10 protein-coding genes are annotated in these 15,024 nt (G+C 73.1%); 6 read left to right on the forward strand and 4 right to left on the reverse strand.

The annotated features are described in order from the left end of the window. Positions 1-83: 83 nt before the first annotated feature. The 3 genes from sucB to H488_RS31285 all read right to left on the reverse strand — a co-directional run bounded on the left by sucB (position 84) and on the right by H488_RS31285 (position 5,351). Complete coding sequence (gene sucB, locus H488_RS31275) at positions 84-2,177, reverse strand: 2-oxoglutarate dehydrogenase, E2 component, dihydrolipoamide succinyltransferase (RefSeq protein WP_031283342.1); 2,094 nt, start codon at positions 2,175-2,177, stop codon at positions 84-86. A 109-nt stretch (positions 2,178-2,286) separates the two neighbouring features. Beyond that, positions 2,287-3,654, reverse strand: coding sequence for a dihydrolipoyl dehydrogenase (lpdA, locus tag H488_RS31280; protein WP_017834157.1), 1,368 nt, complete (start codon positions 3,652-3,654; stop codon positions 2,287-2,289). A gap of 143 nt (positions 3,655-3,797) precedes the next feature. Further along, a complete protein-coding gene (locus H488_RS31285; protein WP_017834158.1) occupies positions 3,798-5,351 on the reverse strand; it encodes a leucyl aminopeptidase in 1,554 nt (517 codons plus the stop codon). Between the two features lie 229 nt (positions 5,352-5,580). Between H488_RS31285 and H488_RS31290 the strand changes: the two genes are divergently transcribed. The 4 genes from H488_RS31290 to H488_RS31305 all read left to right on the forward strand — a co-directional run bounded on the left by H488_RS31290 (position 5,581) and on the right by H488_RS31305 (position 11,140). Continuing rightward, positions 5,581-6,498 carry a proteasome assembly chaperone family protein gene (locus H488_RS31290; protein ID WP_017834159.1) on the forward strand — a complete coding sequence of 306 codons (918 nt, stop codon included), beginning with the start codon at positions 5,581-5,583 and terminating at the stop codon, positions 6,496-6,498. A 93-nt stretch (positions 6,499-6,591) separates the two neighbouring features. After that, on the forward strand, positions 6,592-7,887 hold the full coding sequence (locus H488_RS31295) for an MFS transporter (RefSeq protein ID WP_017834160.1): 1,296 nt from the start codon (positions 6,592-6,594) through the stop codon (positions 7,885-7,887). Between the two features lie 120 nt (positions 7,888-8,007). Continuing rightward, complete coding sequence (locus H488_RS31300) at positions 8,008-9,456, forward strand: DUF4192 family protein (RefSeq protein WP_017834161.1); 1,449 nt, start codon at positions 8,008-8,010, stop codon at positions 9,454-9,456. Between the two features lie 187 nt (positions 9,457-9,643). After that, positions 9,644-11,140, forward strand: coding sequence for an RNA polymerase sigma factor (locus tag H488_RS31305; protein WP_031283343.1), 1,497 nt, complete (start codon positions 9,644-9,646; stop codon positions 11,138-11,140). A 159-nt stretch (positions 11,141-11,299) separates the two neighbouring features. Here the strand turns inward: H488_RS31305 and H488_RS31310 are convergent, their stop codons facing one another. Then, positions 11,300-11,500, reverse strand: coding sequence for a DUF7455 domain-containing protein (locus H488_RS31310; protein WP_017834164.1), 201 nt, complete (start codon positions 11,498-11,500; stop codon positions 11,300-11,302). Between the two features lie 266 nt (positions 11,501-11,766). Here H488_RS31310 and H488_RS31315 point away from each other — a divergent pair, with 266 nt between their 5' ends. After that, a complete protein-coding gene (locus H488_RS31315) occupies positions 11,767-13,875 on the forward strand; it encodes a DNA gyrase/topoisomerase IV subunit B (protein ID WP_017834165.1) in 2,109 nt (702 codons plus the stop codon). 94 nt (positions 13,876-13,969) lie between these two features. Beyond that, positions 13,970-15,022 (forward strand): malate dehydrogenase, encoded by a 1,053-nt coding sequence (locus H488_RS31320; protein ID WP_017834166.1) that lies wholly within the window; start codon positions 13,970-13,972, stop codon positions 15,020-15,022. Positions 15,023-15,024 lie beyond the last annotated feature (2 nt).

Raw genomic sequence — 15,024 nt, forward strand, 5'->3', positions numbered from 1 at the left:
CCTGTGACCAGGAACACGCCCTCTCGGCGTCCGCCGACCCTCCGCAGGTGCTCAGCGGGGGCCGTGGACCGGCACGGGGCCGGTCAGAGGCCGACCTCGGACTCGAAGCGGCCCTCCTCCAGGCGCGCCTTGAGCGCCTGGAGGAAGCGGCCGGCGTCCGCGCCGTCGACCAGGCGGTGGTCGTAGGTCAGCGACAGGTAGCACATCTGGCGGATGGCGATGGTGTCGTTGCCGTCGGCGTCGGAGACCACCATGGGGCGCTTCACGATCGATCCCGTGCCGAGGATCGCGACCTGCGGCTGGTTGATGATCGGGGTGTCGAACAGGGCCCCGAACGACCCGAGGTTCGTGATCGTGAAGGTGCCGCCGGTGAGGTCGTCCGGCGTGATGTTGCCGTCCTTGGCCCGGGAGCCGAGGTCCGCGATCTGCTTGGCCAGGCCGCCGAGGTTGAGGTCGCCGGCGTTCTTGATGACCGGCACCAGCAGGCCCTTCGGGGTGTCCACCGCGATGGCGATGTTCTCCGAGCCGTTGTAGACGATCTCCTTCTCGGCCTCCTTGAAGGTGGCGTTGAGCTTCGGGTGGGCCTGCAGGGCCTCCGCCACGGCCTTGGCGAAGAACGGCAGGTAGGTGAGCTTGGCGCCCTCCCGCTCCTGGAACTTCGCCTTCGCCCGGCCGCGCAGCACGGCCACCCGGGTCATGTCGACCTCGGTCACCTGGGTCAGCTGAGCGGCCTCCTGCAGCGACTCGCGCATGCGCTGGGCGATCGTCATCCGGATCCGCGGGGCCTTCTCGGTGGTCCCGCGCTTGGCGTCCGCCTTCGGCGCGGCCGGGGCGGCCTCCTTCGCCGGGGCGGCCGCGGCCGTCTCGGCCGGGGCCTCGGCGGCCGGTGCGGCCGCGCTCTTCTGCTGCTCGGCGGCGGCGAGCACGTCCTGCTTGCGGATGCGGCCGCCCACACCGGTGCCGGTGAGCGCGGAGAGGTCCACGCCCTCCTTCTTGGCGAGCTTGCGCACCAGCGGGGTCACGTAGGACGAGTTGTCGCCCGTCGGCGCCTCCGCGTTCTCGGTGCGGGCGCCGTCGCGCTGGGCGGCGTCCTGCTGCTCGTCCCCGGAGGTGTCGGCCAGCACGGGCTCGTCGGTCTCGACCAGGGCCTCGTCGCGGGACGGCGCCTTCTCCTGCTTCCCGGAGGAGGAACCCTCGTAGCCCTCGCCGCCGGCGGAGGACTGCTTCGCCGGCTTCTCCTCGGCGGAGGTGTCCGCGGCGGGCTTCTCGGCGGGCTTGTCCCCGGACGGGGCGGAGCCGGAGCCGATGACCGCCAGGACCTGGCCGACCTCGGCGTCCTCGTCCTCCTGCACCCGGATCTCCAGCAGNGCGGAGGTGTCCGCGGCGGGCTTCTCGGCGGGCTTGTCCCCGGACGGGGCGGAGCCGGAGCCGATGACCGCCAGGACCTGGCCGACCTCGGCGTCCTCGTCCTCCTGCACCCGGATCTCCAGCAGGGTCCCGGCCACGGGGGAGGGGACCTCGGTGTCGACCTTGTCGGTGGAGACCTCCAGCAGCGGCTCGTCGACGGCGACCTCGTCACCGACCTGCTTGAGCCACCGGGTCACGGTGCCCTCGGTCACGGACTCGCCCAGGGCGGGCAGGGTGATCTCGCTGCCCTCGCCCGTCTGCTGGGCCTCGGCCTGCGGGGCCTGCTCCTGACCGGAGGACTCCTGGCCGGAGGACTTCTGCTCGGCGGCCTCGTCGGTCGCCTCGGGGGTCTCGGCCTCGGTCGCGGCGTCCTCGGCCTCCTNGGAGGACTCCTGGCCGGAGGACTTCTGCTCGGCGGCCTCGTCGGTCGCCTCGGGGGTCTCGGCCTCGGTCGCGGCGTCCTCGGCCTCCTGGGCGGAGGTGTCCGCGGCGGCCTCGTCCTGGCCGGACCCGCCGCCGGAGCCGGAGCCCGAGCCGTCACCGATGACGACCAGCGGCGCGCCGACCTCGACGTCCTCGTCCTCCTCGACGAGGATCTCCTCGATCACGCCCGCCACGGGGGAGGGGATCTCGGTGTCGACCTTGTCGGTGGAGACCTCGACCAGGGGCTCGTCGACGGCGACCTCGTCACCGACCTGCTTGAGCCACCGGGTCACGGTGCCCTCGGTCACGGATTCGCCCAGTGCGGGCAGGTTTACGGTTTCTGACATGGTCCGACCGTCTCTCTTTCGGTGCCTTCGATGGTGCGGTCCGGGCGCCGGGCCCGGGTCCGGGGTAGTGGGGGAGGCCCCGCCCGGGAGGGGCGGGGCCTCGACGCGGTCAGCCGTGCAGCGGCGTGCCCGCGAGTGCCATGGCGGCCTCGCCGATGGCCTCGTTCTGGGTGGGGTGCGCGTGCACGAACGCGGCGACGTCCTCGGGGTAGGCCTCCCAGTTGACGATGAGCTGGCCCTCGCCGATCTGCTCGCTGATGCGCTTGCCGATGGCGTGGAAGCCGATGATCGGCCCGTCCTTCTCGCGCACCAGCTTGATGATGCCGCCGGTGCCCAGGATCGAGCTCTTGCCGTTGCCGGCGAGGTTGTACTCGGCGACCTCGACGTTGTCCTCGCCGAACTTCTCCTTCGCCTTCGGCTCGGTGTAGCCGACCGAGGCGATCTCCGGCTCGGTGAAGGTCACCTTGGGGATGTTCACGTCGTCGACGACGGCGGGGTTCAGACCGGCGATCTCCTCGGCCACGAACCGCCCCTGCTGGTAGCCGCGGTGGGCGAGCTGGACCCCGGGGACGATGTCGCCGATCGCGTAGATGTTGCCGACGCCGGTGTGCAGGCGCTCGTTCGGGGTGACGAAGCCGCGGTCCATGGGGATGCCCTGCTCCTCGTAGCCCATGTCGGCGGTGTTCGGGCCGCGGCCCACGGCGACCAGCACGATGTCGGCCTCGAAGACCTTGCCGTCGGCCAGGGTGACCTTCGCCCCGTTGTCGTCCTGCTCGACCTTCTCGAAGAAGGTGCCGAGGCTGGACTTGATGCCGCGCTTCTTGAACTCCCGCTCGAGGATCTTGATGAGCGCGGGGTCCTCGTTGGCGACCAGGTGGGGGAGGCCCTCGATCACGGTGACGTCCACGCCGAAGGACTTCCACATGGAGGCGAACTCGCAGCCGATCACGCCGCCGCCGAGGACGATGGCGCTCTTGGGCACAAAGTCGATCTCCAGCGCCTCGGTGGAGGTCATGATCCGTCCGCCGATCTCGACGCCCAGGGTCTTGGAGATCGAGCCGGAGGCCAGCACGATGTGCTTGCCGGTGTAGGTGGTGCCGTCGACCTCGACGGTGTTCTCGCCCGTGAGCTTGCCGACTCCCTCGATGACCTTGATCTTGCGCATCTTCATCAGACCCGTGAGGCCCTTGAACTTGCCGGCGACGATCTTGTCCTTGTACTCCCGCACGGCCGCCATGTCGATGGAGTCCAGCGTGGTGTGGATGCCGTACTTGGAGCTCTCGCGGGCGTCCTCGGCCAGCTCGGCGGAGTGCAGGTACGCCTTGGTCGGGATGCACCCCCAGTGGAGGCACGTGCCCCCGAGCTTGTTCTTCTCCACCAGCGCCACGGTGAAGCCGAGCTGGACGGCCCGCAGCGCGGCGGCGTAGCCGGCACTCCCTCCGCCGAGGACGAGGATGTCGAATTCGTTGTCGGCCACGTGTTTGGCTCCCTTGCGCGTTGACGTCGTTCCGGGTGGGTCGCACCCGTCCCGTGACGGGTTCGTTTCGTACATACCTTAGCCCTACGCCGGAGGGAGCGACCAGGCGGGCGCTCCCTCCGGCGCAGGGGTGTCGCGGGACCTCAGCCGCGGTCGGCGGCCGCGTCCTCGAGCAGCCGCACGAGCGTGCGCACGCCCGCGCCGGTGCCCTCCGCCGGGGTGTAGCCGTAGGGCGATCCCTCGTTGAAGGAGGGGCCGGCGATGTCCACGTGCGCCCAGGGCACCCGTGCCCCGTCACCCCCGCCGACGAACTCGCGCAGGAAGATCCCGGCGACGAGCATCCCGCCGTTCTTGTCCCCGATGTTCTTGAGGTCGGCGACCTTGGAGTCCAGGGACGGGCGCAGGTGCTCGGGCAGCGGCATGGGCCAGCCGTCCTCGCCGGCGGCGCGGGCGGCCTCGGCCACGGCGGTGCGCACTGTCTCGTCGCCCATGATCCCGAACGTCCGTGCGCCGAGGGCCACCATCTGCGCGCCGGTCAGCGTGGCGATGTCGACGACGGCGTCCGGGGCCTCCTCGCACGCGGCCACGAGACCGTCGGCCAGCACCAGGCGCCCCTCGGCGTCGGTGTTGAGCACCTCGACGGTGCGGCCGCCGCGGATGGTGATGACGTCGCCGGGGCGGGTGGCGGTCGACGAGGGCAGGTTCTCGGCCAGGCACAGCCACCCCGTGACCTTCACGGGCAGGCCCAGCTCGGCGGCGGTGAGGACGGTCGCGAGCACGGCGGCGGCGCCGGCCATGTCCGACTTCATGGTCATCATCGAGGCCGGGGGCTTGAGGGAGAGGCCGCCCGAGTCGAAGGTGATGCCCTTGCCCACGTAGGCGTAGTGCTTCGCGGCCCGCGCCGGGGCGTACTCCAGCTTGACGAGGCGCGGGCCGTGCACGGAGCCCTGTCCCACTCCCAGGAGCCCCCCGTAGCCGCCCTTGGCGAGCTCCTTCTCGGCGAGCACGGTCACGGAGACCTTGGTGCCCCTGGCGGCCCGGCGGGCGTAGTCCGCCACGGCCTCCGGGTACATGACGTTGGGGGAGAGGTCCACGAGGGTGCGGGCCGCGCGGACGCCGCGGCCCAGGGCAGCGGCGCGGTCGAGGCACCGGCCCAGCGCGGCGCGCGCCACGCCCGGGGCGTGCACGACGGCGGAGGCCAGCGGGTCCTGCACGGCACCGGCGGTCGCCGCGCGCTGGTGGGCGAAGGCGAAGGCGCCGAGGGCGGCGCCCTCGGCGACCGCCGCGGCGTCCTGCTCGGAGTCCACGGGCAGGGCGAGCACCGCGGAGTCGGTGCCGGCGAGCCGCCGCACGGCGGCGCCCACGGCCCGGCGCAGCACCTCGGCGCGCTCCGCGGTCCCGGCGGGCAGGGCGCCGACCCCGGTGAGGACCACCACGGCGAACGGCAGCCCGGACGGGGCCGGCACCACGGTCACCTCGTCGGCGGCACCCTTCACGCGCAGCGCCGCCGCGGCCTCCACCACGGGGGCGAGCCGTCGCTGCTCACCGGCGGGGAGCAGGACACGGCCCGAGCCGTCGCCGTCCTGTCCCTTCGCCACCCCGAGCACGAGCGCGTGGGCCGGCGTCCGGCCCAGGGCCTTGTGCGTGGCGGTGAGCTCGATGCCACGGGGTTCGAGCAGGTCCTGTACGTCGGGCATGGATCGTCCTTTCGCTGAGGTCTGGACCGGCCCAGCAGGCGTGCTGTCGATCCTATCCTCGGCCGGCGCGCCGCCGGGGCCCGGACGCACGGGGCGGGCCCCGCGGGATCGGCGGGGAATAACGCGGTGCCCGCGGACGGTTGACATGATCCGGGCCCGCCGTAGCAGGCGTGCTCCCACCGGTCTCCCCACGGACGCCCGGAACCGACCCACCCCAGGAGGAAGAGCTGTGCTGGACCCCACCTCGCTGTACCTGAGCAACCCCGCTCTGCTCGAGGACGCCCGGGTTCGCGGACTGCCGCTGATCGTCGCCCTGTCCGGCTACGCGGAGGCGGGGCACGTGGCCGTGCAGATCGAGCACACCATCACCGAGGCCCTCCCGCACGAGGTCGTGGCCCGTTTCGACCTGGACCAGCTCTACGACTACCGGGCCCGCCGCCCGCACGTGAGCTTCGTGGAGGACCACTTCGAGGGCTTCCAGACCCCCGAGCTGTCCCTCCGGCTCGTCACGGACGGTCTGGGGCGCAGCTTCGCGCTGCTGACGGGCCCCGAGCCGGATCTGCAGTGGAACCGGTTCACCGAGGCCGTCGTGGGCCTGGCCCGGCGGATGGACGTGTCCCTCGTGGCCATCGTCTCGGGAATCCCCATGCCCGTCCCGCACACCCGTCCGTTCATCGTCTCGGTGCACGGCAACCGGGCCGACCTGCTGCCCGCCGAGCACGCGTGGAAGCCGGTCGTGGAGATGAGCTCGTCGGCCGCGCAGCTCCTCGAGATCCGGCTGGGCGAGGCGGGGATCGACAACATCGGCTTCACCGTGCACGTCCCGCAGTACCTGGCCGAGGCGCACCTGCCGCACGCCGCCGTGGCCGCCCTCGAGCACATCAGCGCCGTGACCTCGCTGACCCTGCCCTCGGACGAGCTGCGCGAGGCGGCCCGCGAGATCGAGCGCCAGATCGACCAGCAGGTCGGCGCCTCGCCCGAGGTGCAGGCGGTCGTGGCAGGACTGGAACAGCGCTACGATGACGTCGTCGACGCCTCGGTCCCGCGCTCCCTGCTGGTGGGGGACGAGTCCGAGCTCCCCGACGCCGACGAGATCGGCGCCGCGGCCGAGGCCTTCCTCGCCGCCCAGGAGGACGACCAGGACTGAGCCCGGCCGGCGCGCGGGGCGGTCCGGCGCCGTCCGGGGCGGCCCCGCCGTCCCGGGTCCCGGCCCGGCCCCGTCCCCCCGAGAGCGAAGTGCATGCCGTCCGACCGGTACCGGGCCCACGAGCCCGGCAAGGACTCCCGCCGCGCCTACCTGGTCTTCGCGATCGGCACCTTCGCCTACTTCAGCGCCGTGGCGCAGCGCACCAGCTTCGGCGTGGCGTCGGTCGACGCGGCCGAGCGCTTCGGCACCGCGGCCTCCGCGCTGTCGATGTTCTCGCTCATGCAGGTCCTCGTCTACGCGGCGCTGCAGATCCCCGTCGGCGTGCTCGTGGACCGCTTCGGCTCCCGCGTCATGGTCGCAGCCGGGGCGCTGCTCATGACGGCCGGGCAGGTCCAGCTGGCCCTGGCCGACACGGTCGGCGAGGGCGTGGCCGCCCGCGTGCTCGTGGGCGCGGGCGACGCGACCACCTTCGTGTGCGTGATGCGCCTGATCCCCGCCTGGTTCTCCGCGCTGCGCGTGCCGCCGCTGACCCAGTTCCTGGGCGTGGTCGGCAACCTCGGCCAGCTGGTGTCCGTCATCCCGTTCGCGTGGCTGCTCGAGCTCACCGGGTGGTTCCCGTCCTTCGCGGCGCTGGCCTCCCTCGCGCTGCTCGCCGCCGTGCTCGCCGCGACCCTGCTGCGCAACGCGCCCCCCGGGGTGGAGGTCCTGAACCCGGCGCTGGGCCTGCGGCGGACCGGCCGGGTGCTCCGGGAGAGCGTGGCCGAGCCCGGCACCCGGCTCGGCTTCTGGGTGCACTTCACCACCCAGTTCGCGGGCAACACGTTCGTGCTGATGTGGGGCTACCCCTATCTCGAGTACGCCCAGGACCTGTCGGACACCACGATCTCCCTGGTGATGACCTCCTTCGTGGTGACCAACCTGGCCGTGGCCCTCGGCCTCGGCGGGCTCTCCGCCCGCCACCCGCACCGCCGGGTGCGGCTGTCGCTGGGGGTGACCGCCGTGATCTTCGCGGCGTGGACGGTCCTGCTGGTCTGGCCCGGGACGGCCCCCGTCCCGGTGGTGCTGGCCGCCGTGTGCGTCATCGCGATCAGCATGCCGGCCTCCATGATCGCCTTCGACATCACCCGCAGCTTCAACCCGGCCCGCCGCTCGGGCACCGCCACGGGCATCGTCAACGTCGGTGGCTTCACGGCCTCGGTGCTGGCCATCTTCGTCACCGGCTTCGTGCTCGACGTGCTCCACGCCGCGGGCTTCCGCGACGAGCTGTACGCTCCCGACGCGTTCCGGGTCGCGATCGCGGCGCAGTTCCTGGTCGCTGCGGCGGGCGCCGCGGGCGTGCTGGCCACCGTCCGGCGGGTGCGCCGGCAGCACGGGCACGACGCCGCCTGACCGGCCGGCCGGTCCCGTCGGCACTGCACCGCGCCGGGCGCCGGGCCCCCGACCCGCCGGCCGTCCACAGACCGCGCCCCGGCGCGTGCCCCTGTACCGGCCGGTGCCCAGGCTGGGCACATGAGACAGCACCCCATCCGAGACCCCTTCGTCCCCGTCGTCCGGTGCGCGGCCGACCTGCTCGCCGTCGTGCCGCACACGCTCGGCTACTGGCCCGCCGACTCCCTCGTCCTGTTCGCCGCCGGCGGCGGGACGGCAGGGGCGTGCGTGCGCGTCGACCTCCCGGCCGGCCCGTCCGACGAACGCCTCGGGGAGGCCTTCGTCGCCGAGCTCGCCGACCTCGTCGCCCACGACACCCTGAGCGACCGGGTCTTCGTCATCGTGTACACGTCGCCGCCGCCCGGGGACCCGTCCGGGGCCGCGGCGCCACCCGCCGCGGTGGACGGTGTGCTCGCCGTCGTGGACGAGGCCGCCCGACGCGCGGGGCGGGCGGTGGCGGCGCGCTGGATCGTGGCCGGCGACCGCTGGTGGCCGGCCGAGGACCCGGCCGACGTCCAGGACGTCGCGGACATCGAGGACAGCGCCGTCAACGCCGCGCTCGTGGCCTCGGGCAGCTCCTACGCGGCCGCCCCGCGGCTCGCCATGGACCAGGAGTACGGGGCGCTGCCCGCCGGCACCGCCCGAGCCGCCGGGCAGGCCGCGGTCCGCTGGGCACGGGCCGGTGCGGACGCATGGCACCACCTGGACCGCCTCGGGCCCGCACTGTCCGTCTGGACCGACGTGCTCGCCACGGTCCGGGGCGCGCCGGGGGATGCGGTGCCCGCGGTGCTGGACCACGACGACGACCTGCTCGGCTTCCTGGCCGCGAGCCTGGCCGACCCCGTGCTCGCAGACCTGCTCCTGGCCGCCTGCGCCACGGACGACCTCGACGGCGTCCTCGCGGCCGCCGCGATGTGGGCCGAGCTGTGCGACGACGTCGACGACCGGGTGGACGGACCCGACGCCCCGGGCGTTCCGATCGGACCGACCCGGGCGCCCCTCCCACCGGGCGTCCCGCCGGTGCCCCGCCGACCGGCGGCCGGTCGCGGCGGCACCACGTCCGGCCCGGCCGCCGCCCGGGTGCCCGTGCCGGACGCGGGGGAGCTGGTCCGGCTCTCCCGCGTGCTCTCCGGCGAGTGGGCGGAGACCCCGCACTGGTCGCTGCTCGACACCCTCTACCGGGTGCTCCAGGTGCTCGGCTGGCTCTTGGAGCCCACGGGGCTGGGACCGGGGCCCGGACCGGGGCCCGGTGCGGGGGCGGCCGGCGGAGCGGCCGAGGACTCCGCGGGGACGGGCGACGCGGCGCGGACGGACGACGAGGCGCGGGGCCGGGCCGTGCTCGCGGGCGTGCTGGTCGAGCTCGCGCAGCTCAACCGGTTCCGGGCGCGCGGCTCCCACACCGCGCACTTCGTGCGCCGGGCCACGGCGCTGCTCCCCGGACACCCGCCCGCGCTGCGCGTGCTCCGCCTCGCCGACGCCCGGCCCGTGCCGCTCTGGGCCCGGGACCGTACCACCGCCTGGCACTCCTGAGCCCCGCGCGACGAGCTTTTTCGGGTCCGTCCGGTCGAGCGGGAACAAATCCCGCCCACGGGTGGTTCCGGCTGTCAGGACCCTTCAAGCCCGCCGCGCCGGACACTGCCCGGCGCACGGACTTGACAGGGTCATAGGCGTGTTGCCCCGAGGGCGGACGCCGTGACCGCTCAACGAAAGGCTCTCAGTGTCACCTGCCGCCAGCAACAAGACGACGGACACCGCCGCCGAGACCCCGGGCACCGGGGACGCTCGGTCGCCGTCCGGCACCACGGGCACGTCGCCGCGGGCGAAGACCGCCGCTGCGAAGTCGACCGCGACCAAGAAGACCGTGGCCGCGAAGAAGACCACGGCGGCGAAGTCCACCGCCGCGAAGTCCACCGCTCCCAAGAGCGCCACCGCGGCCGCCTCGACGAAGTCCACCGCCGGCCGGTCGACCGCGACCAGGACCGCCGCGAGCAAGCCCCCGGCCGCACCGAAGGCCGCGGGCCGCAAGAAGGCCGCGGCCCCGGCGGACAAGGACGCCCTGGCCGTCGCCGGGGAGCCCGAGGAGGACGTCGTCGTCACCGACGACGCCGACATCGAGACCGCCCTGACCGACGAGGCCGGGGTGATCGAGCCCGACGTGGACGAGGACGCCGACGCGGAGGAGGAGGCCGCGCCCGAGGACGCGCCGGCCGTCCCAGCGCCCAAGGACGAGAAGACCTCCGGCTTCGTCATCACCAACAACGACGACGACGACGCCCCGGCCCAGCAGGTCGTCTCCGCCGGCGCCACCGCCGACCCGGTCAAGGACTACCTCAAGCAGATCGGCAAGGTCGCGCTGCTGAACGCCGAGCAGGAGGTGGACCTGGCGCTGCGGATCGAGGCCGGCCTGTACGCGGAGCACAAGCTCGCGGACGGGAAGGACAGCCTCGACCCGCAGACCCGCAAGGAGCTGCGCTGGGTCATCCACGACGGCAAGCGCGCCAAGAACCACCTGCTCGAGGCCAACCTGCGCCTGGTCGTCTCGCTCGCGAAGCGCTACACCGGTCGCGGCATGCTGTTCCTGGACCTCATCCAGGAGGGCAACCTCGGACTGATCCGCGCGGTCGAGAAGTTCGACTACACCAAGGGCTTCAAGTTCTCCACGTACGCCACCTGGTGGATCCGCCAGGCCATCACCCGTGCCATGGCCGACCAGGCCCGCACCATCCGCATCCCGGTGCACATGGTCGAGGTCATCAACAAGCTCGCCCGCGTCCAGCGCCAGATGCTGCAGGACCTCGGCCGGGAGCCCACCCCGGAGGAGCTGGCGAACGAGCTCGACATGACGCCCGAGAAGGTCGTCGAGGTGCAGAAGTACGGCCGTGAGCCGATCTCGCTGCACACCCCGCTGGGGGAGGACGGCGACTCGGAGTTCGGCGACCTCATCGAGGACTCCGAGGCCGTGGTCCCCGCGGACGCCGTGAGCTTCACGCTCCTGCAGGAGCAGCTGCACTCGGTCCTGGACACCCTCTCCGAGCGGGAGGCGGGGGTTGTGGCGATGCGCTTCGGCCTGACCGACGGCCAGCCCAAGACGCTCGACGAGATCGGCAAGGTCTACGGCGTGACGCGTGAGCGCATCCGGCAGATAGAGTCCAAGACGATGTCCAAGCTGCGCCACCCGTCCCGCTCGCAGGTGCTGCGCGACTACCTCGACTGACCGGCCGTCCCCGCGCCCGGAGATCCTCCGGGCGCGGGGCGACCACGTCCGGGACCCGCGCACCGCTCCGGTGACCGGGGCGAGGACCGGACACGCAGGAGGGCCCCGACACCAGGTGTCGGGGCCCTCCTGCGTCGACCGCCCTGGGCGGCCGCCCGGTCAGGAACCGATGCGCTCGGTCTCGTCCTGCCAGGTGGCGGCCAGCGGCCGCAGCTTCTGCTCGTTCTTGCGCGCGTGGTGAGCGCAGAACAGCAGCTCACCGCCCGTCGACTCGAGGATCACTCGGACGTAGGCCTGGGCGCCGCACGCGTCGCAGCGGTCGGTCGCATTGAGCTCTCGGCTCTCCAATGTTGCGTTCACGGGATCCTCCTCCTGGGTCGTACTCGTTGCACGGGGCACGGGGCCGCCGGTGCGGGTACCCGGGGTCTCGTGGACGCGTCGGGGTACTGCTCTATACAACCACGACCCTCGGACAATCGATTCCGGCGGAGGCCGTTTTTCGCCCCGGGCGTAGGTCACGGTGCCGGCCGGGGTCGCGTCCGCGTGACCCGCGCCCGGGCCTGCGGTGTCCGCCGCCGGGACTACAGTGGTGGGGAATCCCGCCGTCCCCCAGGAGTCGTATCCCCGTGACACCGTCCCGTTCCGAGTACAACGCCCGCCACCTCTCCGTCCTCGAGGGCCTCGAGGCCGTCCGGAAGCGGCCGGGCATGTACATCGGCTCCACCGACTCCCGCGGGCTGATGCACTGCATGTGGGAGATCATCGACAACTCCGTGGACGAGGCCCTCGCCGGCTTCGGCCACCAGATCACGGTGGTCCTGCACGCCGACGGCGCCGTGGAGGTCCACGACGACGGCCGCGGCATCCCCATCGACCTCGAGCCGCGCACCGGGCTGACCGGCGTGGAGGTCGTCTTCACCAAGCTGCACGCGGGCGGGAAGTTCGGCGGCGGCTCCTACAGCGCCTCCGGCGGCCTGCACGGCGTGGGCGCCTCGGTGGTCAACGCGCTCTCCGCCCGCCTGGACGTCCAGGTGGACCGCGGCGGGAGGACCTACCAGATGTCCTTCCGGCACGGCGAGCCCGGCCGTTTCGTGGACCAGGGCCGGCCCTCCCCGCACGCCCGGTTCGAGCCGTTCGTGGAGGGGTCGGTGCTCGACGTCGTCGGCAAGGCCAAGCGGGGCGTCACCGGCACCCGGATCCGGTACTGGGCGGACGAGCAGATCTTCACGGCGGACGCCCGGTTCAGCTACGAGGAGCTCGCCAAGCGCGCCCGCCAGACCTCGTTCCTGATCCCCGGGCTGCGCATCACCGTGCGCGACCAGCGGGGCCTGCCCGGCACGCCGGGGGAGTTCGGGACCCACGAGGAGGTGTTCCAGCACGACGGCGGGATCTCCGAGTTCGTGGAGTACCTCGCCGCCGACAGCTCGGTCACCGACGTGTGGCGGTTCCAGGGCGAGGGCCGGTTCAAGGAGAACGTCCCGGTCCTGGACGAGAACGGCCGCTCCAAGCTCACGGAGCTGGACCGCACGTGCGAGGTCGACGTCGCCCTGCGCTGGGGCATCGGCTACGACACGTCCCTGCGCTCGTTCGTGAACATCATCGCGACCCCCAAGGGCGGCACCCACCAGGCCGGCTTCGAGGCGGCCCTGCTGAAGACGTTCCGGAAGCAGATCGAGGCCAACGCCCGCAAGCTCAAGGCCGGCAGCGACAAGATCGAGAAGGACGACGTCCTGGCCGGGCTCACGGCCGTGCTCACGGTGCGGCTGGCGGAGCCGCAGTTCGAGGGCCAGACCAAGGAGGTCCTCGGCACCCCGGCCGTGCGCCAGATCGTGAGCCGGGTGATCGAGAAGGAGCTGACCGCCAAGCTCACGGCCACCGGCCGCCACGACAAGCAGCAGGCCGGGCAGCTGCTCGAGAAGGTCGTGGCGGAGATGAAGTCCCGCATCTCCGCGCGGGTGCACAAGGAGACCCAGCGGCGCAAGAACGCCCTGGAGACCTCCTCGATGCCGGCCAAGCTCGTCGAGTGCCGCTCGAACGACGTGGAGCGCTCCGAGCTGTTCATCGTGGAGGGCGACTCCGCGCTCGGCACGGCGCGGCTGGCCCGGTCCTCCAACTATCAGGCGCTGCTGCCGATCCGCGGCAAGATCCTCAACGTGCAGAAGGCGTCCATCACGGACATGCTCGCCAACACGGAGTGCGCCGCGCTCATCCAGGTCATCGGCGCCGGCTCGGGGCGCACCTTCGACCTCACCGCCGCCCGCTACGGCAAGGTCATCATGATGACGGACGCCGACGTCGACGGCGCGCACATCCGCACCCTGCTGCTCACGCTGTTCTACCGCTACATGCGCCCGCTCGTGGAGGCCGGGCGGGTCTACGCGGCGGTGCCCCCGCTGCACCGGGTGGAGATCGTCAACGCCGGCGGCAAGGCCAACGAGATGGTCTACACGTACTCCGAGCGCGAGCTCACGGACCTGCTCGCCCGGCTCGAGGCGGAGGGGCGGCGGTACAAGGAGCCCATCCAGCGCTACAAGGGCCTGGGCGAGATGGACGCGGACCAGCTCGCGGAGACGACCATGGACGTCCGGCACCGGATGCTGCGCCGGATCCGGGTGGAGGACGCCGAGGCCGCCGAGCACGCCTTCTCCCTGCTCATGGGCTCCGAGGTGGCCCCGCGCAAGGACTTCATCATCGAGGGCGCCACGCACCTGGACCAGGAGCGCATCGACGCCTGAGCGCGCGGGACGGCGGGCGCACCGAGGGCCGGTGCCCTGGTGCGGCCGCTACGCTGGGCAGGGACGAGCGACCGTCCCCGAGGAAGGACCCCGCATGACCGCCACCGGCCCGCACACCCCGTCCCCCGCACCCGGCCGGCCCCGGCCGGTCACCGTTACCGTGACCGGTGCCGCGGGCCAGATCGGCTACGCCACCGTCTTCCGGGCCGCGGCGGGCGACCTCCTCGGCCCCGGCACCCCCGTCCGCCTGCACCTGCTCGAGCTCCCGCAGGCGCGGCGGGCCGCGGAGGGCACCGCCCTGGAGCTGCAGGACGGGGCGTTCCCGCTGCTCGACGGCGTGGAGGTCTTCGAGGACGCGGACGCCGCGTTCGACGGCGCCTCGGTGGGGCTGCTCATCGGGGCCCGCCCCCGGTCCCAGGGCATGGAGCGGGCCGACCTGCTCGAGGCCAACGCCGGGATCTTCTCGGTCCAGGGGCGGGCCGTCAACCGCGGCGCCGCCGAGGACTTCCGGGCCGTGGTGGTCGGCAACCCCGCCAACACCAACGCCTACATCGCCGCCTCGCACGCCCCGGACGTCCCGCGCGAGCGCTTCACCGCCCTCACCCGGCTCGACCACCACCGCGCGCTGGCCCAGCTCGCCGCGGCCACCGGGGCCCGCGTCGACGAGATCGACGGCGTGGCCGTGTGGGGCAACCACTCGGCGAGCCAGTACCCCGACCTGACCCACGCCACGGTCGGGGGCCGGCCGGCGCTCGAGGTGCTGGCCGGGGGAGGCCACGACCTCGCCTGGGTGGACGACACCTTCATCCCCCGGGTGGCGCGCCGCGGCGCGGAGATCATCGACGTGCGCGGCGGCTCCTCGGTGGCCTCGGCGGCCCACGCGGCCCTGTGCCACGTCCGCGACTGGGTCCTGGGCACCCCCGAGGGCACGTGGACGTCCATGGCGGTCGCGTCCGACGGCTCCTACGGCGTGCCGGAGGGACTCGTCAGCTCGTTCCCGGTGGTCTGCCGGGACGGCCGGGCCGCGATCGTGCCGGACCTCGAGCTGGACGAGTTCTCCCGCGCCCGCATCGACCGCTCCGTCCGGGAGCTCGAGGAGGAGCGGGCGGCGGTGGAGCAGATGGGGCTGCTCGGGCCCCGCCGCTGAGC

Origin of the sequence: Kocuria sp. UCD-OTCP (assembly GCF_000349605.1) — a bacterium.
Lineage (GTDB): Bacteria > Actinomycetota > Actinomycetes > Actinomycetales > Micrococcaceae > Kocuria > Kocuria rosea.